This window comes from Sphingomonas sp. FW306-1B-B10E (assembly GCF_058782005.1).
In genome coordinates, this window is record NZ_JBYSXG010000028.1 from 1 (window position 1) to 17,273 (window position 17,273).

The 17,273-nt window shown below is 67.6% G+C and carries 18 protein-coding genes; 5 read left to right on the forward strand and 13 right to left on the reverse strand.

Going from position 1 to position 17,273, the window contains the following annotated elements:
- Positions 1-60: 60 nt before the first annotated feature.
- The 5 genes from recO to uvrC all read right to left on the reverse strand — a co-directional run bounded on the left by recO (position 61) and on the right by uvrC (position 7,701).
- Positions 61-792, reverse strand: coding sequence for a DNA repair protein RecO (gene recO, locus AC3WJI_RS12125; protein WP_492757530.1), 732 nt, complete (start codon positions 790-792; stop codon positions 61-63).
- A 148-nt stretch (positions 793-940) separates the two neighbouring features.
- On the reverse strand, positions 941-1,879 hold the full coding sequence (locus AC3WJI_RS12130; RefSeq protein ID WP_492757531.1) for a GNAT family N-acetyltransferase: 939 nt from the start codon (positions 1,877-1,879) through the stop codon (positions 941-943).
- Positions 1,876-2,832, reverse strand: a complete 957-nt coding sequence (locus AC3WJI_RS12135; protein WP_492757532.1) for a polysaccharide deacetylase family protein — start codon at positions 2,830-2,832, stop codon at positions 1,876-1,878. Before AC3WJI_RS12135 ends, AC3WJI_RS12130 begins: the two co-directional genes overlap by 4 nt.
- A gap of 44 nt (positions 2,833-2,876) precedes the next feature.
- Positions 2,877-5,663: a DUF3857 domain-containing protein gene (locus AC3WJI_RS12140; protein WP_492757533.1), complete on the reverse strand. Its 2,787-nt coding sequence runs from the start codon at positions 5,661-5,663 to the stop codon at positions 2,877-2,879.
- A 115-nt stretch (positions 5,664-5,778) separates the two neighbouring features.
- Positions 5,779-7,701 (reverse strand): excinuclease ABC subunit UvrC, encoded by a 1,923-nt coding sequence (gene uvrC, locus AC3WJI_RS12145; protein ID WP_492757534.1) that lies wholly within the window; start codon positions 7,699-7,701, stop codon positions 5,779-5,781.
- Positions 7,702-7,796: 95 nt separating this feature from the next.
- Between uvrC and AC3WJI_RS12150 the strand changes: the two genes are divergently transcribed.
- A complete protein-coding gene (locus AC3WJI_RS12150; RefSeq protein WP_492757535.1) occupies positions 7,797-8,543 on the forward strand; it encodes a class I SAM-dependent methyltransferase in 747 nt (248 codons plus the stop codon).
- 23 nt (positions 8,544-8,566) lie between these two features.
- Here AC3WJI_RS12150 and AC3WJI_RS12155 read toward each other — a convergent pair whose 3' ends face one another.
- The 7 genes from AC3WJI_RS12155 to AC3WJI_RS12185 all read right to left on the reverse strand — a co-directional run bounded on the left by AC3WJI_RS12155 (position 8,567) and on the right by AC3WJI_RS12185 (position 13,523).
- Positions 8,567-10,447 carry an ATP-binding protein gene (locus tag AC3WJI_RS12155; protein ID WP_492757536.1) on the reverse strand — a complete coding sequence of 627 codons (1,881 nt, stop codon included), beginning with the start codon at positions 10,445-10,447 and terminating at the stop codon, positions 8,567-8,569.
- Positions 10,448-10,609: 162 nt separating this feature from the next.
- Positions 10,610-10,849: a hypothetical protein gene (locus AC3WJI_RS12160; RefSeq protein WP_492757537.1), complete on the reverse strand. Its 240-nt coding sequence runs from the start codon at positions 10,847-10,849 to the stop codon at positions 10,610-10,612.
- 77 nt (positions 10,850-10,926) lie between these two features.
- Positions 10,927-11,574 carry a F0F1 ATP synthase subunit B family protein gene (locus AC3WJI_RS12165; RefSeq protein ID WP_492757538.1) on the reverse strand — a complete coding sequence of 216 codons (648 nt, stop codon included), beginning with the start codon at positions 11,572-11,574 and terminating at the stop codon, positions 10,927-10,929.
- On the reverse strand, positions 11,567-12,058 hold the full coding sequence (locus tag AC3WJI_RS12170; RefSeq protein ID WP_492757539.1) for a F0F1 ATP synthase subunit B family protein: 492 nt from the start codon (positions 12,056-12,058) through the stop codon (positions 11,567-11,569). Before AC3WJI_RS12170 ends, AC3WJI_RS12165 begins: the two co-directional genes overlap by 8 nt.
- Before the next feature lie 55 nt (positions 12,059-12,113).
- On the reverse strand, positions 12,114-12,341 hold the full coding sequence (locus tag AC3WJI_RS12175) for a F0F1 ATP synthase subunit C (RefSeq protein ID WP_044330387.1): 228 nt from the start codon (positions 12,339-12,341) through the stop codon (positions 12,114-12,116).
- 46 nt (positions 12,342-12,387) lie between these two features.
- The gene (locus AC3WJI_RS12180) at positions 12,388-13,170 is read right to left on the reverse strand and encodes a F0F1 ATP synthase subunit A (RefSeq protein WP_492757579.1); all 783 of its coding nucleotides are present in this window, start codon (positions 13,168-13,170) and stop codon (positions 12,388-12,390) included.
- A gap of 35 nt (positions 13,171-13,205) precedes the next feature.
- The gene (locus AC3WJI_RS12185; RefSeq protein ID WP_492757540.1) at positions 13,206-13,523 is read right to left on the reverse strand and encodes an AtpZ/AtpI family protein; all 318 of its coding nucleotides are present in this window, start codon (positions 13,521-13,523) and stop codon (positions 13,206-13,208) included.
- Positions 13,524-13,736: 213 nt separating this feature from the next.
- Here AC3WJI_RS12185 and AC3WJI_RS12190 point away from each other — a divergent pair, with 213 nt between their 5' ends.
- Genes AC3WJI_RS12190 through AC3WJI_RS12200 form a run of 3 tightly spaced genes read left to right on the forward strand, consistent with a single transcriptional unit; the run spans position 13,737 to position 15,697 of the window.
- Positions 13,737-14,504: a hypothetical protein gene (locus tag AC3WJI_RS12190; protein ID WP_492757541.1), complete on the forward strand. Its 768-nt coding sequence runs from the start codon at positions 13,737-13,739 to the stop codon at positions 14,502-14,504.
- A gap of 43 nt (positions 14,505-14,547) precedes the next feature.
- Positions 14,548-15,228, forward strand: coding sequence for a RadC family protein (gene radC, locus AC3WJI_RS12195; protein ID WP_492757542.1), 681 nt, complete (start codon positions 14,548-14,550; stop codon positions 15,226-15,228).
- Between the two features lie 37 nt (positions 15,229-15,265).
- Positions 15,266-15,697 (forward strand): DUF5990 family protein, encoded by a 432-nt coding sequence (locus tag AC3WJI_RS12200; RefSeq protein WP_492757543.1) that lies wholly within the window; start codon positions 15,266-15,268, stop codon positions 15,695-15,697.
- A gap of 85 nt (positions 15,698-15,782) precedes the next feature.
- Here the strand turns inward: AC3WJI_RS12200 and AC3WJI_RS12205 are convergent, their stop codons facing one another.
- Positions 15,783-16,400 (reverse strand): EF-hand domain-containing protein, encoded by a 618-nt coding sequence (locus AC3WJI_RS12205; protein ID WP_492757544.1) that lies wholly within the window; start codon positions 16,398-16,400, stop codon positions 15,783-15,785.
- 222 nt (positions 16,401-16,622) lie between these two features.
- Between AC3WJI_RS12205 and AC3WJI_RS12210 the strand changes: the two genes are divergently transcribed.
- Complete coding sequence (locus tag AC3WJI_RS12210) at positions 16,623-17,243, forward strand: DUF1287 domain-containing protein (RefSeq protein ID WP_492757545.1); 621 nt, start codon at positions 16,623-16,625, stop codon at positions 17,241-17,243.
- The last annotated feature ends 30 nt before the right edge of the window (positions 17,244-17,273 follow it).

Below are 17,273 nucleotides of genomic sequence, written 5' to 3' on the forward strand. Positions count from 1 at the left end.
CCCCCAGCCCCTCCCTTGCAGGGAGGGGAGTCCGATGCCGCTTTGCCTCCCGATGCCCCGTTACGCAACCGCCCGCATCAGCCGGTCCACCAGCCGCGCCCGCGCCGCCAGCACCTCGCTGCCCTTGCCGATCAGCAGGTCGCGCTGGAGAAAGTGTCCGGTGAGCCGCAGCCCGTCCATGATATCGTCCCATTCCGCGGCGCCGCCTGCGGTCAGGAAAGGCGGTAGTCGCAGCAATTGCCGCTCATATCCGGTCGCACCGAGCCGGCTCACCGCGATTCCGCTCTTCGGGCTGACATACACCAGATCATCGTTCCGGCCGGTTGCCGCGCAGCGTTCGAGATCGAGCCCGAAACCCAATTCGGCGAGCAAGAGCAGCTCATAGCGCACCAATGCCACCGCCCACCCCCGCGCGGCCGGCGCCGCCTCGATCGCCGACAGCACACCGTCGAGCGCCGAATAGAGCCGCGGATAAGGCTGGGCATCGGGAAGCACCGCGGCGGTCAATGCGGTTGCCCATTGCAGCGCCGCCGCGGGCAACGGCTCGCCGAACAAGGGCGCGCGGCTGTGGATCATCTCCACGGTGAGGCCGGCCAATTGCTCGTCGGTTCGCGACCGCCATTCGCCCAGCACGAGGTTCGACGGCTGGAGCACCGGCCGCAGCGCCCGCGACCGCCCGCCGCGGACATAACCCGGCTGGAGCCCGTCGCTCTCGGTCAGCGCGCGCACCACCGCCCCATGCTCGCCATGCGCGCGAACGCTGAGTAGAATGGCTTCGGCGCGGAGGTGCATGAAAAAAGGCCTTACCCAATCCTCCCCCGGAGGGGGAGGGGGACCGCGAAGCGGTGGAGGGGTAGTCGCCACAAAGGGGACGGCAGCGTTCGTGGGGACTACCTCTCCACCAGCTTCGCTGGTCCCCCTCTCCCTCGGGAGAGGATTGCTAGCCCCGCCGCATCCGCTTCGCCAGTCCGTCGAGCCCCACGCGCCGTACCACCCGCTTGGCCGCCGCAACGCTTGCGTCGAACCCACCCAGCGCCGCCACCAGCACCCGGTTCGCCAGTGTCCGCCGCAGCAGCAACAGGTCGACGCAATCTACTCCACCGGTCGCGAACTGGCGCTTGTGCTGCCCCTCGCCTTCGGTGAAGTCGAACGCGCCGAACCGCGCCTCGCCGAACAGGTCCCGCATCGCTTCCAGCTGGAGCACCGCCCCCGGCGACCAGTCGTTTAACTTCGGATCGTGCCCGACATAGGCATAGATCACGGTATCGCCGTGGATCGGGCAATAGAGGTACGCCGCCGGCGCGCCCGCAATGTAGAGCAGCCACGCACGCACCTGGCCGACCGTCGCCGATTCCCGCATCGCGCGGACGAAATCCGCACCCTCGGGAAGCCCCGAGCCGAGCAGCCGCTCCTGATAGGTCGTCGCCGAGATCGCCCGCGCCACCGGATGAAACGTCGTCAGTTCCTCAGGCGTGCGAAAATGCCGCACGTCGAGCGTGCCCCCCGATGCCGCCGCGATCTTCCTGGTCTTGCGCCGCAGCCCCTGCCGCGCGCTGGACGACAGGCCAGCGAACCAGCCGTCATACGTCCCCACGAAGTCGAGGAAATAGCGCGTGTAACGCTGCCGCACGAAGGGCAGCATCGCGCCCGAAAGCGCCGCTAATTCCGCCGCGTGCGCTTCGGGCAGCGAAGTCACCAGATAGCCGTCGGCGGCCTCGTCGATCGGCGGCAGACCCGGCGCGATCCCGCCCCGCGCCTCCGACAAGGTCAGCGGCACCCGCACCAGCGACCGGCGCACGCTGAACAGCGTCCGCGCGCCCACAGCGAACTTGAGCCGCACCGTCCGCGGCGCCGCTGCGAACTCGCGCACCGCTTTCATGCCACGCGCTCCTCGACCCAGTTGGACCAGAGCTGCTCTGCTTGCCGCATCCGGGTACGCAACACGCTCGGCGCGAGCGGCGCGTCGTCCTGCCCCAGCGCCATTTCCGGCCGGTCGGCGAAATGCGCCGTGGCCAGCGCGTCGCGGCGCTCGGCGAGCATCCGGCACAAAGCCTCGAACCGCCGGACGTGCACTGCATTGGCCCGCGTCCCCGCGCGGTTGGCGAGCTCGAAGCCGTGGCTCACCACCGTCACCGCCGCGTGACGCTCGCGCTCGGCATGGTCCAGCGCAGCCTTCATCTCTGCCACGGACATCGCGCAGATCTGGAAGTGGCGCAGATGCCCCTTCTGGTCTTCGATCAGCGTCACTGGGACCTCGATCACGCCGCGATGCGCGATCGGCGCGATCTGGCGCGGCGCGAGGCCGATCGCGCTCGGCCACGGATATTCGGAGCCGTTGTGGCTCGAATCATAGACGAATTCGAGCTTGGCAAGCGCCGCGAGCGTGTCGTCGCTCGCCGAATAGGAGCCCGAACGGAAGGCGATCGGATCGGGCGCGCCAGCTGCGGTCAGCATGTCGGCCGCGCCGGCAATCAGATCGACCTGCTCGCCAAGGCTATAATCGACCAGTTCGAACAGGCCCGAGGCCGCGCCGCTGTCGCCGGCCCGCGCGCCGGTCCAATTGGGATGGAGGTGCAATTGCACTTCCTGCCCGGCGTCGAGCACCGCGCCGACCACGCGCTTGATCGGCTCGAGCCCATAGACCAAGGCCGGCATCGGATCGACGAAGAAGCACGCCTTGAGCCCATGGGCAGCCAACTGCGCCAGCTGCCAGCCCACGCCCACGCCCGCCGGCTCGAGCGAGCGCTGGACGACCGTCGCGGCGTCCAGCCCGGCGCAATGGTGGCGCCACATCAGCTCGGTATCGATGGTCAGGAAGACGCGCGTCGGCATGCTCATCCCCTAAGGCCCCGTGGTGAAGAAACTCCCAACCACGCTCAGGGCTTGATGCCGTAGCGCGCATAATCCTCGTCGATCCGCGGGGCGATCATCCGAGCCGCCGCGAGATCGCTGTCGCCGCCGGCAGTGCCGGCACGCTTGCGGATGACGCCGCGCATATAAAGACTGGCGGCCATGTCGGGCACCTGTTCGAGCGCCGCGTCGAAGTCCGCCAGCGCGTCCTCGGTCCGCCCCAGGCGGAAATAGACGAGCCCCCGGCTGTCGAGCACCGATGCGGGATTCTCGCTGAGCTCGATTGCCTTGGTGCAGTCCTTCAACGCGCTGTCGAGCGCGACATTGCCGGTTGCCTTGAGCCAGCAGCGCGAGTTGAGGAGGTCGGCCTTGCCCGGGGCCGCGGCGATCACCGTGTCGAGCAGGGCGATGCCTTCGTCGAACCGTCCGGCCTCGCCCAATAGCGACGCCTGGCTGTTGATATAGCTATTCTTGTTCTCACCGCCCTGGTCGGCATGCTCGGCGAGCATCGCAAGCGCTTCGTCGCGCTTGCCCGAATCGCCGAGAAGCGTCGCGACACGTCCCACCGCCGCGGCCGAGCTCGGATCGATCGCGAGCGCCGCGCGCGCGTCGGCCATGGCGTGCGTGTCGTCCTTCAGCGCCGAATAAAGCCGCGAGCGCCACAGATAGCGATCGATCGTCGGCTCCAGCGCGATCGCCTTGGTCAGGTCGGCGATCGCGCCCTTGCGGTCGTAGATGCGATCGAGAAACCATGCGCGATCGCTGAAGCTCTCGGCCTTTTCCGGCGCCTGCGCGATCTGCTTCGCATAAACCGCCAGGATCGGATCGAGTGCCTTGTCGCGCCGCGCCGCCTCTACCTGCTGGAACAGCGGCGACGTGTCCTTCGGCGCGACCGCCTTGAGCAACCGCCCCTTGGCCTGCGCGACCTGCGCGCGCGTCGCCGGAATATCGGCCGGTGCCACCTCGGCGATCCCGGTGATCGTGCGGTCGTCCACGGTCAGCCAGCCGCCCTCCAGCGCCACGCTGCGCTTGAGCGCCACGCCCGCCAGCGTCGCCGGCAGGGTGCGGTCGCCGTCGGTCTCGAATCCAGCACCGCCGCCGGGAAGGCGGATGCGCGTCCGCACATGGGTGTCGGCATAGTCGCCGCTGCTGACCGGGATGTCGCGCCACGCTGGCCGCGCGCGATCGGGCGAGAAGCCCAGGTTCGAGATGGCGTTGTCCAACGTCACGCGATAGCGGCCATTGTCCTTCGACCAATCGGGATAAGTGAGCCCCGATGCCGTCACCACCGCGCTCGCGCTCGCCTCATCATATTTGAAGCTGCGCGAAACGGTGTCGGGCTGGTTGAGCAGGCCGGCGACGATGCTGTCGACGCTCTGGTCGAGCTGTTCCTGTCCCGCCTGCGCGGCAATGACGCGTAGCATCTCGGCCTGCGTGCCGCGCACCGTCACACGGACGCTGTACGGCATCGGAAAGAGGATCCCGGCGCGACCGTCGAGCTCGACCTCGGCATCGGTGATCGGACGCGCATTGGCGTGCATCGGCAAGTCGATCAGCCCGGCGCCCGCCACGCGCAGCGGCAGCACGTGACGGAAGGGCGGTACGTCGCCGAGATCCTCGAGCCGCGCGCCGGCGCCGGTGCCGTCGAGCCAAAGCGATTCGCCGCCGATCGTCGCATGAACGAGGACATGATTGAACGCGCCGGGCATCGGCAGGCGCTGCGGCACCAAGTCGCCCAGCTCGGTATTCGCCACTACCGGCTCGGCCTCGATCCCCAGCGCGCGGAGCATGGCGAGCAGCAGCAGCGTCTTTGCCTTGCAGTCGCCATAGCGCGCCGACCAGGTCAGCGCCGGCGCCTGCGGCACATAGTCGCCATTGTCCATGCCCTTGTACAGGTAACGGATCTTGTCCTGCACGGTCTCGAGCGCCATCGCAGCGCGTCGGCGCGGGTCGGTGGTCGCGGCGGCGATCCGCGCGACTTCGGCGGCGATCGGCCCGCCCGCCTCGATGCTGTCCTCGGTGCGGTAGAGCGGCGCCATGTCGCGCGACAGGTCCTCCCAATCGGCGTAGTCGGTCGCCTCGATCAGCGGCAGCGGGCGGTACCGCAGTGGCGCGTCGCCCGGCAGGTCCGCCGGCTTGGCAATCGGCAGATCGATCGCCAGCTCGTTATACCCCTCGGCGTTCACGACCGGCTTGAGCTCGGGGAGCTTGCTGTAACCGCGCCAGTGCAGGTTCATCGCCTTGGGCCAGAGCAGCCTTACTCGCCCGAACTGGAGCCGCATCGGCGCGGCGAGCAAGGGAGCCGCCGCCTGGACGTGGCCATGCAGCGCGGGATCCTTCTGAGTCGTCGAGAAGCTGACGCGGAGCACGTCGCCGACGCGCAGCCCTTCCACCGGCAGCGTCGCCGTGAGCATCCCGTTGAGCGCCGCGCGTTCGAGCTGCTGCTCGCGCTGGATCACCGCGAGATGCTTCCCGCCGGCCAGCGCATCGATCCGCTCGCCGCCGCGCAGGGTCTCGATCCGGTGGACGATCAGGTCGCCCTTGCTCGGATCCCAGGGCAGCGGCACCGTCCCGGCCTGGGTCAGCACCGCGGGCGAGGCGATGCGCATCGCCATGTCGCCATAGATCCAGACCTGCCCGTTCTCGAAGCGCTGCTGCTGATCGAGCACCAGCATGATCGGGTCGGCATCGCCGAGCTTCGAGACGTCGACCTCGGGTGCCGGCTTCACCCAGGCCGGCGCCGGTTGGTATAGCGGCTTGTCGCCCGCCCAAGCCATCGCCGGCGCGCACACCAGCACCGCCGCAACCGTCATTCGCCCAAACATGCAACGCCCCCGTCTAACTGTCTCGAAGCTAGCGCCTTTCTCGCGCCGCACTCAAGAGCCGATCGCGTGCGATTTCGGTGCAGGGCCAATGCAGTATGGGGCGTCAGCGCGCGTGAAAATAGTCGTAGAGCTGCTGCGCGACTGCCGCCGACACGCCCGGTGCCTTGCGCAGATCCTCCAGGCTCGCGCCGCGCACCGCACGCGCAGTGCCGAAATGCATCAGCAGCGCCTTCTTCCGCGCCGGGCCGATGCCCGGGACCTCATCAAGCGGGCTCGCGCCGATCGCCTTGGACCGCTTCGCGCGGTGCGCGCCGATCGCGAAGCGATGGACTTCGTCGCGCAACCGCTGGAGGTAGAAGAGCACCGGCGAGTTGACCGGCAGCGTGATCTCGCGTCCGTCCATCAGGTGGAACACCTCGCGCCCGTCGCGGCCATGATGCGGCCCCTTGGCGACGCCGACCAGGCACACGTCCTCGATCCCGAGATCCTCGAGCACGCCCTTGACCGCGTTGAGCTGCCCACGGCCGCCGTCGATCAGCACCAGGTCGGGCCAGGTGTCGCCCTGCCGGTCGGGATCCTCCTCCTGCGCACGCGCGAAGCGGCGCGAGAACACTTCGCGCATCATCCCGTAATCGTCGCCCGCGATCGTCTCGGGCCGCTTGATGTTGAACTTGCGATACTGGCCCTTGCGGAACCCCTCGGGGCCGGCGACCACCATCGCGCCGAGCGCATTGGTGCCCTGGATGTGGCTGTTGTCATAGATCTCGATCCGCTCGGGCGGTTCGGGCAATTCGAACAGGTCGGCGACTTCGGCGAGCAATTTCGCCTGGGTGGTGCTCTCGGCCATCCGCCGGTCGAGCGCCTCGACCGCGTTGCGCTGCGCCTGTTCGAGCAGCCGCCGGCGCGGTCCGCGCTGCGGCACGCCCAGCGCGACCTTGTGCCCCGCGCGTTCGGCAAGCGCCTCACTCAGCAGCTTCGCCTCTTCGAGATTGCGGTCGACGAAGATCGTCTTGGGCGGGGGCACTTCCTCGTAGAATTGCATCAGGAACTGACTGAGCACTTCGTCCTCGGGCACCTCGGCGGTGTGCGCCGGGAAGAAGCTGCGATGTCCCCAATTCTGCCCGCCGCGGATGAAGAAGGCCTGGATCCCCATCACGCCCTGGCGGCACGCGAGCGCGAAGATGTCCGCATCGCCGACACCCTCGGCGTTGATCGCCTGACTGCCCTGGATGAAGGTGAGCGCCTTCAATCGGTCGCGCAGGATCGCGGCGAGCTCGAAGTCGAGATTCTCCGCCGCGGCCTGCATCGCCTCGCCGAGCTTGGCCTGCACCTGCGTCTTCCGCCCCATCAGGAAGTCGCGCGCATCGCTGATCAGCTCGCCATAGGCCTCCTCGCTGATCCGCCCCACGCACGGCGCCGAACAGCGGCGGATCTGGTAGAGCAGGCACGGCCGATCGCGGGTGGCGAAGAAGCCGTCGGTGCAGCTGCGCAGCAGGAACAATTTCTGCAGCGCGTTGAGCGTCTTGCGCACCTGGCCGGCCCCCGCGAACGGCCCGAAATAATCGCCCTTGTAGCGCCGCGCGCCGCGATGGAGCTGGACGCGGCCGAAGGCGTGATCCTGGCGCAGCAGGATGAACGGGAAGCTCTTATCGTCGCGCAGCAGCACGTTGTACGGCGGGCGGTAGCGCTTGATCAGCTGCGCTTCGAGCAGCAGCGCCTCGGCCTCGTTGTTGGTCGTGACGATCGTCATCGACCGCGTCTGCGCGACCATCCGCTGGAGCCGCTTCGACAGCCGCGTGACCTGGGTGTAGTTGGTCACGCGGTTCTTGAGCGCCCGCGCCTTGCCCACATAGAGCACATCGCCGCGCGCATCCTGCATACGGTACACGCCGGGACGCACGGGCAAGGTCTTCAGCACGTTGCGGATCGCCGCGACGCCCGCCTCCAGATCGGGTGCCCCCTCGCCGCGCACGGCGTAGGTCGCTTTTTCCTCGTTGAATCGATTGGGGGAATTGGGGTCGGACATCGTCCTTGGCGATGTAGGCGCGGCAGGGATTCCGGGCAACTTGATCAGTCACATTAACGTGTCATAGTGCGACCACACACTTAGGGAGAGTCGCCGTGAAACTGCTCGTGACCACCGCCCTGCTCGCGCTCGCCGCGCCCCTCGCCACCCATGCCCAGACCGTATCCGGGCCGATCACCGCCGCGCTCGCCGATTCCGGTCGCCCGGCCGCCGACAAGGAACGCGACGCCGCTCGTCATCCCGGCGAATTGCTCGCCTTTGCCGGGATCAAGCCGGGGGACAAGGTCGCCGATTTCATCATGGGCGGCGGCTATTTCACGCGCATCCTCGCGAAGACGGTCGGCGACAAGGGCCATGTCTATGCCTATCAGCCCGCCGAATTCATTCAGTATCGCGCGGCCTATGCCGACGAGCAGAAGGCCGCGGTCGCGGGCTACGCCAATGTCACGCCGCTCAGCGATTCGCTCGGCGTAGTGAAGTTCGCCGAACCACTAGACGCGATCGTCACGGTGCAGAACTGGCACGACCTCCACCTCAAGATGTCGCCCCCGGGTTTCGCCGCGGCAATGGCCAAGCGGCTCTACGCAGATCTCAAGCCCGGCGGGGTGCTGTTGGTGGTCGACCATGTCGCCGCTGCCGATCCCGGCTTCGCGGCCCCCGATGCGCTGCACCGCATCGATCCCGCCGCGGCGCGTGCCGAGATCGAAAGCGCGGGGTTCAAGTTCGACGGCAGCCTGCCGATCCTCGCCAACCCGGCCGACCCGCACACCGCCCGGGTATTCGACCCGACTATCCGCGGCAAGACCGACCAGTTCGTCTACCGCTTCCGCAAGCCACGCTGAGGACATTCCCTCAGGCTTAGACATCAGGCCGAAGCCTTCTCGTCGAGCACTTGCCGTACGCGCGCGGCGAGCTGCGCGATCGTGAAGGGCTTGGCCAGCAAGGACACTCCGTCGGTGAGAACTCCGTCGCTGACGATGCCGTCGCTGGGATAGCCGCTCATGTAGAGCAACCGGATCTCGGGCCGCAGCGCCGCGACCTGCTCGGCCAGCTTGGTGCCGTGCATCCCGGGCATCAGCACATCGGTGAGCAGCAGGTCTACGCGCGGCTGCGTCTCGAGCAGCGCCAGGGCCGCCTCGCCGCCCGGCGCCTGCAGCACGATATAGCCGAGCTCGCGCAGCGCATCGACCGCGAGCTGCCGCACCTTCTCCTCGTCCTCGACGACGAGGATGATCTCGCCAGCTTCCGCGCCGGCGCCAGGCAGCCGCGTATCCGGCCCCGCCTGCCAGCTTTCGATCTCGGCCAGCTTACCCTTGTACCGGGGCAAAAACAGATGCACCTGGGTGCCCTTGCCGGGCTCGGAATCGATCGCGGCATGCCCGCCCGATTGCTTGGCAAAGCCGTAGACCTGGCTCAGCCCCAATCCGGTGCCTTTCCCCGTCGGCTTGGTCGTGAAGAAAGGCTCGAACGCGCGGTCGCGCACCTCGGCAGGCATACCCGCACCGCTGTCGCGTACGGTGATCCGCACATAATCGCCCGGTGCGAAGTCGGGATGCGTCGCGGCATAGGCATGGTCGATCTTCACGTTCGCGGTGCTGACGATCAGCTTGCCGCCGTCGCCCATCGCATCGCGTGCATTGAGCGACAGGTTGACCAGCGCGCTCTCGAGCTGCCCGACATCGGCATAGACCGGCCACAGCCCGCTCGCCGGATCGATCTGGAAGTCGACCTTGCCGCCGATCGTCCGGCGCAGCAGCTCCGACAAGCGGCGGAGCAGCTGGCTGGCGTCGAACGCGGTCGGCGCGAGCGGCTGGCGCCGGCCGAAGGCGAGCAATTGCGAAGTGAGCTGCGCGGCGCGCTGCGCTCCCGACATCGCCGAATCGATATGCTCCTGCGCGCGCTTCACGTCATGCCCGATCCGCCGTCGGGCAAGGTCGAGCGAACCGATGACGATCGCCAGCATATTGTTGAAGTCGTGGGCGATGCCGCCGGTCAGCTGGCCGATCGACTCCATTTTCTGCAGCTGGCGCAGCTGCGCCTCGGCGACCTCGCGGCTGGCGGCCTCCTCGTGCAGCCGTGCATTGGCGTTGAGCAGCTGGTCGCGCGCGATAGAGGCGTTCTGCGCGGTCGAAAGCGCCCGGAAGGTCGAGCGCAGCGCGAACGCCGTCACCGCCGCCGCGCACAGCAGCAGCCAGGCCGCAAGCAACGTCGCCTGCCGGTCCGCCGCCAGGCGCTGGCGTTCGAACTGGCGCGCTTCCTCGACCTTCATCGCGACGACCACCGCGCGACAGCGATCGCTGACCGGCCGATCCAATACCGCACGAAGCGAGCGCCGCGCCTCGTCCGGTTGCCCGGACTGGAACAACGCAAAGCGCGCATCGGCATAAGACAGCCGGGCACGCCAGCAGCGCTCGAGTTGCGCGGCGGACGCGGTCTGCACCGGGTCACGGGCAACCTGGCGGCGCAACGCTGTAAGTTCGAGGAACAATTGCTGCCGCGCGGCCCGGTGGCGCGCGATGAAGCGCGCGTCGCCGGCGATCAGATAGCCGCTCTCCCCAAGCAAGGCTTCCTGCGCGCGGGTGAGCAAGCTGTTCAGCCGCTCCTGCACCCGCAGTGTCTCCACCACCGCGATGTCGGCGTGCTGGTCGGCGCGAAAAAGCAGGAAGGTGCCGGCCATTGCCGCGAAGATAAGCGCCAGCCCAGACAGCAAGGCGACGCGGCCGACATCCCACCGTTTCCTGATCATCGCCCCTGCTTTGCGCAGCCAAACAAGAAGAGCAAATGAATTCGCGGCCAAAATAGACCGTATACCGAGTTAACGGTAACTAATCACGCACATCGGCAAGTTACGTAAACGTAAAATCACCGCAAACTAGTCGCATCGGAAACGGCATAGGGCCGCACCGGATCATTTCGACGCTTCGCGTTCGATCCGCTCGGCCTCGGCCTCGATCCGATTCATCTCCGCTTCGACGCGCGCCTTGACGTCGCGCGACGCTCGTCGCTCGTCAGAGGCGCGATGCCAGGCGAACAGGATTGCGAGCGCGGCCAGCACCAGCGCGATGCCGCCGCCGACCCCGAGCCAGCGCGCGGCGCCCTCCCCGCGAACGTGCCGAGAAGACTGGTTGTCATGCGGTGTAATAGCCATGATCCGGCTTTAGCACGCCCGACGCGGGCTTCCAGCCGATCCGGCAGCGAAGAGCGGGGGCCCCCGGCGCCCGCAGCTCAGTTGAGCCGACCGAGCCCCGCGATCGTTTTGTCGATCAGCGCCTTGTCAGCCTGAGCATCGTGCTTCTGCGCGATGATCGCCGCGGCGGCGCGGGTCGCGGCCTCGGCCGCCTTGGTACGGACCGCCTGGATCGCGGCGCGCTCGGCAGCGGCGATCTTGTCTTCGGCCATGCGCGCGCGGCGTGCGGTCAGCTCGGTCGCGTCGGCTTCGGCCTTGGCGAGCACCGCCTTGGCTTCCTCGTCGGCATGCGCGAGCATCGCCTGCGCCTGCGCCTCCGCCCCGGCGATTTTCATGGTGTATTCGTCGCGCAGCGCCTCGGCCTCGGCGCGCAGCGCCTTGGCTTCGTCGAGCCGGGTGCGGATCGCCGCGATCTGGTTGTCGAGCCCGCGCGTGATCAGCGACGGAACCTTCTTCCAGATCAGGATCAACAGGAAGACCGCCATCGCGATCGACACCCAGACGGTCGCGTCGAGCACGCCGAACAGCGACGGATCGGGATGATGCGTGCCGGTCGGCCCGACGCCGCCCTCGGCCGCGGTGACCGCGTGTGCGCCGGTGTCGCGCACCGCCATGCCCTCGCCGTGCTCGGCCTCGCTCAGATTCTGCGCGACCGGATCGGCCGTCTGTGCCTGTGCCTCAGCCATTGAGCGCTGCCTTCACTGCATTCTGGGCCTCTGCGGCCGTAACCTCGGCGCCCGAGAAGCGTGCGACGATGTCGCGTGCCGCTTCGGCCGCCACTGCCTCGATCTCGGCGCCCGCGGCGGTGCTGGCCGCGGCGATCTGCGCTTCGGCCGCCGCGATCCGCGCATCGGTCTCGGCATGCGCCGCAGCGAGCCGCTTCTCGGCCGCGGCAGTGCCCTGCGCGCGCGCCTCGGCGATGCGCTTCTGGGCGCTCTCGCGCGCGGCATTCTCCTCAGTGCGCCAATTCTCTTCGGCCTGGTCGGCGGCGGCACGCGCCGCCTCGGCAGCGGCGAGGTCCGCGGCGACCGACTGGTCGCGCGCGTCGACGGTCGACACCACCTTGGGCAGCATCATCTTGCCGATGACGAAGAAGACGAAGCCGAAGGTCACGAGCAGCCAGAAGATCTGCGACGCGAAGGTTTCGGCGAGTTGGGAGATCTGAGGCATTGGATTCCTATCCAAGTGCAGGCCGGGGCGTGGGCCCCGGCCCGAACCGGAAACGTTACGCGACGAAGATCAGGATCATCGCGACGACGAACGCGAGCAGACCGAGAAGCTCGGCGGCCGCGAAGCCGATGAACAGGCGGCCCTGCTGGCCGTCGGCCGCACCCGGGTTGCGCAGCGCGCCCTCGAGGAAGCTGCCGAACACGTTGCCCACACCGATGGCGGCCATGCCGGCGCCGATCGCCGCGAGACCCGCACCGATGAGCTTTGCTGCTTCTGCGTCCATTTAAATCACTCCTGCGTGTATTCGGTTGGTAGTTTCTACGGAAAACTCAGTGCAGATGCTCGGCGTCGTTGATGTACAGCGACGTGAGCAGCGCAAAGACATAGGCCTGGATGCCGGCGACGAGGATCTCGAGCGCCGAGATGCCGACCATCAGCGCGAAGCTGGGGATGCCGACGCCGAGCCCGGGGATGAGTCCGGCATTACCCGCGTTGATCACGAAGCCCGCGAGCACCTTGAGCAGAATGTGCCCAGCGATCATCGCGACGAACAGTCGCAGGCCCAGCGAGAACGGGCGCACCATGAAAGAGACGAACTCGATCGCCGGGATCAGCCAGATCAGCCACAAGGGCGTGCCGTGCGGCACGAACAGCGAGAAGAACTTGAGCCCGTGTTTCCAGAAGCCGACGATCAGCACGATCGAGAAGCTCATGATCGCCAGCACGCCGGTCACGGTGAAATGGCTGGTGAAGGTGAACGGGTGAATACCGAACAGCCCCAGCGGCAGCAGCCCGAGCACGTTGGCGAACAGGATGAACATGAACAGCGAGAAGATGTAGGGAAGGTATTTGCGCCCTTCCTTGCCGATATTCTGCGCCAGCATCGAATCGATGAAGCCGGTGAAGTTCTCGACCAGCATCTGCCAGCGGCCGGGGACGACCTGCCGCTTCATGCCGCCGAGCATGAACACCCACAGCACCAAAGCCGCGACGCACATCCATGCCGCCGAGTTGGTGAAGGCGATCTGGTGTCCGGCAATGTTGAAGCCGTCCCAGATCGTCTGCACCTCGAACTGGTGCATCGGGTCGATCTTGCCTGATTCAGCCGCCACGTTGATCCGTTTCATTAGCCAAAGCGCCCGAAGAGTTACTTCGAGCGCTGGTTCGAAATCCTGATGATGTTCCTGAAAGCGCTGCCTATCCCGAGGAACAGGAGCACCAGCAGGAGCCAAGGCGAGGTTCCCAGCAGCCAATCGAGCGTACCGCCGATCACTGCCCCTCCGACCATCGATCCGATCAGTTCGGCCAGCACGCGGTTCCCGAGGCGATAGCTGGCATCGCCCTTGGTATCCACGGCACCGGTTCTGATCGCCTCTTCCGTCTTTGCTCGCCGCAATCGCTCGTCGAGCGCGTTCAGGCGGGCATCCTCGGGCAAGGGGTCCAGTCCGGGCTCGTTCTCAGCCAATTGTCTCTCCTGTTCAGCCGTTTCCGGCAGGCCAGACGCATGTGCCGAGCGGCGAGCCCGCCAAGGCAGGGGCGCTTTAGGAAGGGCTCGGGTCCGAGTCAACACCGGCCCCCGAACCGACAGGTCGCCGTCCCTACTTCACGTCCGCGTAGCTTCCCGGCTAGGCAGTCGCGCCGCCAACGCGGATGGTTCTCGAAGTAAAAAGGAATATACATGGCCGCCGTCCGAAATCGCCCGATCGCCAAAATCCTGGTCACGGTGGTGGCCGCCTTTGTCGGGCTGTTCCTCGGCCAATTGGCGATTCACGCATTTCAAAACCGCCCCGGCAAGCTCGAGGCGGATTTCGAGACCGTCGTGCAGAACGATCCGGCGATCGGCCCGATGTTCCAGGCCTTCCGCCAATATTTCCCGGCCGACTATGCCGCCCTCAAGGCCGAGATGGTCGCGCAGCATCGCGCCGGCGCCACTCCGGCCGCGCTCAACCTGCTCGGCTTCAATCGGATGGCGGCGTTTCGCAAGGCGCATGTCCGCGCACTCGCGCTGGCGCCCGCGCCCGAGCTTGAGGCCTTTCGCAAGAGCCAGGCGGCGCTGATAAACGCCCTTGCGGCGGAATCGCCGAAGGTGTGCGCGCAATATACGTTCAGCACGATCCAGCCGGGCGGCACGCCTTCGCTGAAGGTCCAGAGGCTGCTCGCGGACATCGGCGCCGTGCAGTTCCGCGCGATCGCCGCGGGCGAGAGGACTCCCGCCAAGCGGAATATCGACACCCTGGCGCCGGCCGACGGCCAGGCATTGGTCGCGCAGATGAAGCGCGCCGGCCTCAATGACCGGCAGCTCGCCGGCTTCCTCGACGGCTCCGGCGCGCGGTCGCTCAGCGAAGCCGATCAATGCCGCGTCGGCGTGGCGCTCGCCCAGGCGCTCGAGCAATTACCCTCCGCGCAGGGCGAGCGCGTGCTCGCCGTCATGACCGCCCATTCCTGAGCCCGAGCCTCGACTTGCCCACGCGCCGAATTATACACGGCGCATGGCGAACGAGCCCGACAATAAAGGCCACCGCGCGCGCCTGCGCCAGCGCCTGTTCGAAGGCGGTCCCGACGCGTTGCTCGATCACGAACTCGTCGAATATCTGCTCGCCCTCGCCATCCCCCGCCGCGACACCAAGCCACTGGCCAAGGCACTGCTCGCCGAGTTCGGCGGGATCGCCGGGCTGCTCACCGCCGATTCGGAGTCGCTCGCCCGCGTCTCCGGCATGGGCGAGACCAGCGTCGCCGCGCTGAAGGCCGCGCACGCTGCCGCACTGCGCCTGCTGCGCGATCAGGTCACCGCCCGTCCGGTCCTCGCCAACTGGCAGGCGCTGCTCGACTATCTGCGCGCCGACATGGCGCACCACGCGATCGAGCGCGTCCGCGTCCTCCACCTCAACGCGCGCAACATGCTGATCCGCGACGAACTGATGAACGAGGGCTCGATCGACGAGGCCCCGGTCTATGTCCGCGAAGTCATCCGCCGCGCGATCGACCTGGGCTCGGCGGCGATCATCCTGGTCCACAACCACCCCTCGGGCGACCCCTCCCCCAGCCGCGCCGACATCGAGATCACCCGCCAGGTCGCCGAGGCCGGCAAGCGCCTCGGCATCGCGGTCCACGACCACATCATCCTCGGCGCCGAGGGCCATACCAGCCTGCGCGCGCAAGGGCTGATCTAGCCGTTTCCTCCCCTGGGCCCTCGATCTATCATCCCGCATGGCCAAAACCGATCAGATCGAGATCGCCCTGCGGATCATCATCGATCAGCCGGTAGCCGGCGTCTGTCACAGCCTGCAGGGCAAGGACGACCGGCCGCTCGATCCCAAATGCTCGCGTGCAGGTGAGCCGCTCTCCTTCGACCTTCCGATCCGCGTCGGCCCCGGCCCCAAATTCTTCGGCGATCAGGTGCGCCGCGAAGGGCCGGTGCGGCGCTTCGTCTATATCCGCATCGGGCAGATGGCCGGCGACCCTTCCTCGCCCTGGTCGCGGCGGATGAAGGTCGACATCCACGACATCAGCGAAGACTTGCTGGATCGCGCGATTCGCGCCGACGGCAGCTTGGAGATCACTATCCTCGGTACCGCCGCGGACGGCACACCCGCTTGCGCGACGGTGCGCCCCACGGCCCGCCGCCTGGCAGAGCGCTGAGCCTCGCCGCAAATGCAAAACGGCCGCCGGACACGGGGTCCGGCGGCCGCTCGGGAGTGCGCCATGCGTGCGGGGCGCGGAAGCCTTATTTCTTGGGCGTCAGGAAGGTCGCCATTTCGGCCTGAGTCAGCGTCTTGTTCTTGTCGGCATCGGCCTGGGCGAAGGCCTGGCCGACCCAGACATTGGCGTCCGCCGAGCCCGGCACGAACGCCGGCTCCGAAGCCTTGCGCAGCGCACTCACCCAGGTGCCGAACTCAGCCTGAGTGAGGCTGCCATTGGCGTCCTTGTCATAGGTGCCGAAATCGCGACCGACGGCCTGGCTGACCTGTTCGGGAGTCGTCGCGGGCTGGGTCGCCGCAGTAGCGGTGCCGGCACCGGTGGTTCCGGCGGCCGGCGCGGCTCCAGGCTGTGCCGGCGCAGCAGCAGGCGCTGCCGGCTGGGCCGGCGCCGTCGCAGGCTGAGCCGGTGCAGGCTGAGCCGGTGCAGGCTGAGCGGGAGTAGGCTGGGCGGCTTCGGTCGCCGGCGCAGGCGCCGCGGCGGGCGCTTCCTCTACGGCGCCCGAACCCTGCGTGCCCGGCGCAGCATCATCGGTCGTTGCCGGCGTCTCGGGCTTGGCCGTCGTCGTCGAAGAGGGCGCAGGCTGCTGCGCCTTGGTTTCAGTTGCAGGCTTGTCCTGCGCAAAAGCCGGCGCAGCAACGAGCATGGACGTGGCAAGAAGAACTGCCTTCAGCATCATTCGATCTCCTGTTGATTGCTTCAGCCGAACTACGCTGGCGAAGCATAAAACGGTCACTCTTCACGATTATGAACCTACGGACCGGCAGCTAGTTCCGCATGCCCCACGCTCCGCCTTTATTGGACACCATCTCGTCGCAATTCATTTGCGCTGTGGCGCCGCAGCCACGGTGCATACAGAATGCCCTCGATGATCCATCGCAGAACCCTGCTCCTCGGCATCGCCGCCGGTCTCACCGGTTGCGGCGCCGCTCGCGCGCTGGCCGCCGTCCCGCAAACGCGCCTCGCCGCGAGCGAACGCACCGCTAGGCTCGTCGCCGCCGCGCGCAGACAGGTCGGCGTCACCGCGCGCTACGACCCGGCCTATACCGTCCTCGCTTTCCCCAACGGCGACGTGCCGCGCGAGAAGGGCGTCTGCACCGACGTGGTGATCCGCGCCTATCGCGACGCGTTCGGGATCGATCTTCAGGCGCTGGTCAATGCCGACATGCGCAAGAGCTTCGCCACTTATCCCCGGAAATGGGGCCTCGCCCGCCCCGACCGCAACATCGACCATCGCCGCGTCCCCAACCTCGTGCGCTTTCTCGCGCGAATGGGCGCCGAGCTGCCCGTCCCGGCGGACGGCAAGGGCTGGCAGCCCGGCGACATCTTCACTTCGATCGTCGGCCGCGGCTTCACGCATATCGGTCTCGTCTCGGACACGCCCGGCGCCCGCGGTCCGCTGATCGTCCACAATATCGGCGGGGGCGCGCGCGAAGAGGACGCACTGCTCGCCTGGCCGATCACCGGCCGCTTCCGCTGGAAAGTCTAGGGCGCGCTTGCTATCGGCGCGCCAAACCCG

Coding starts and splice junctions, on each gene's coding strand:
- AC3WJI_RS12135 (WP_492757532.1), bottom strand. CDS start 2,832: ATGCCGACGCGCGTCTTCCTGACCATCGATACCGAGCTGATGTGGCGC.
- AC3WJI_RS12205 (WP_492757544.1), bottom strand. CDS start 16,400: ATGCTCGTTGCTGCGCCGGCTTTTGCGCAGGACAAGCCTGCAACTGAA.
- AC3WJI_RS12190 (WP_492757541.1), top strand. CDS start 13,737: ATGGCCGCCGTCCGAAATCGCCCGATCGCCAAAATCCTGGTCACGGTG.
- AC3WJI_RS12155 (WP_492757536.1), bottom strand. CDS start 10,447: ATGATCAGGAAACGGTGGGATGTCGGCCGCGTCGCCTTGCTGTCTGGG.
- AC3WJI_RS12165 (WP_492757538.1), bottom strand. CDS start 11,574: ATGGCTGAGGCACAGGCACAGACGGCCGATCCGGTCGCGCAGAATCTG.
- AC3WJI_RS12170 (WP_492757539.1), bottom strand. CDS start 12,058: ATGCCTCAGATCTCCCAACTCGCCGAAACCTTCGCGTCGCAGATCTTC.
- uvrC (WP_492757534.1), bottom strand. CDS start 7,701: ATGTCCGACCCCAATTCCCCCAATCGATTCAACGAGGAAAAAGCGACC.
- recO (WP_492757530.1), bottom strand. CDS start 792: ATGCACCTCCGCGCCGAAGCCATTCTACTCAGCGTTCGCGCGCATGGC.
- AC3WJI_RS12140 (WP_492757533.1), bottom strand. CDS start 5,663: ATGACGGTTGCGGCGGTGCTGGTGTGCGCGCCGGCGATGGCTTGGGCG.
- radC (WP_492757542.1), top strand. CDS start 14,548: ATGGCGAACGAGCCCGACAATAAAGGCCACCGCGCGCGCCTGCGCCAG.
- AC3WJI_RS12200 (WP_492757543.1), top strand. CDS start 15,266: ATGGCCAAAACCGATCAGATCGAGATCGCCCTGCGGATCATCATCGAT.
- AC3WJI_RS12210 (WP_492757545.1), top strand. CDS start 16,623: ATGATCCATCGCAGAACCCTGCTCCTCGGCATCGCCGCCGGTCTCACC.
- AC3WJI_RS12160 (WP_492757537.1), bottom strand. CDS start 10,849: ATGGCTATTACACCGCATGACAACCAGTCTTCTCGGCACGTTCGCGGG.
- AC3WJI_RS12175 (WP_044330387.1), bottom strand. CDS start 12,341: ATGGACGCAGAAGCAGCAAAGCTCATCGGTGCGGGTCTCGCGGCGATC.
- AC3WJI_RS12130 (WP_492757531.1), bottom strand. CDS start 1,879: ATGAAAGCGGTGCGCGAGTTCGCAGCGGCGCCGCGGACGGTGCGGCTC.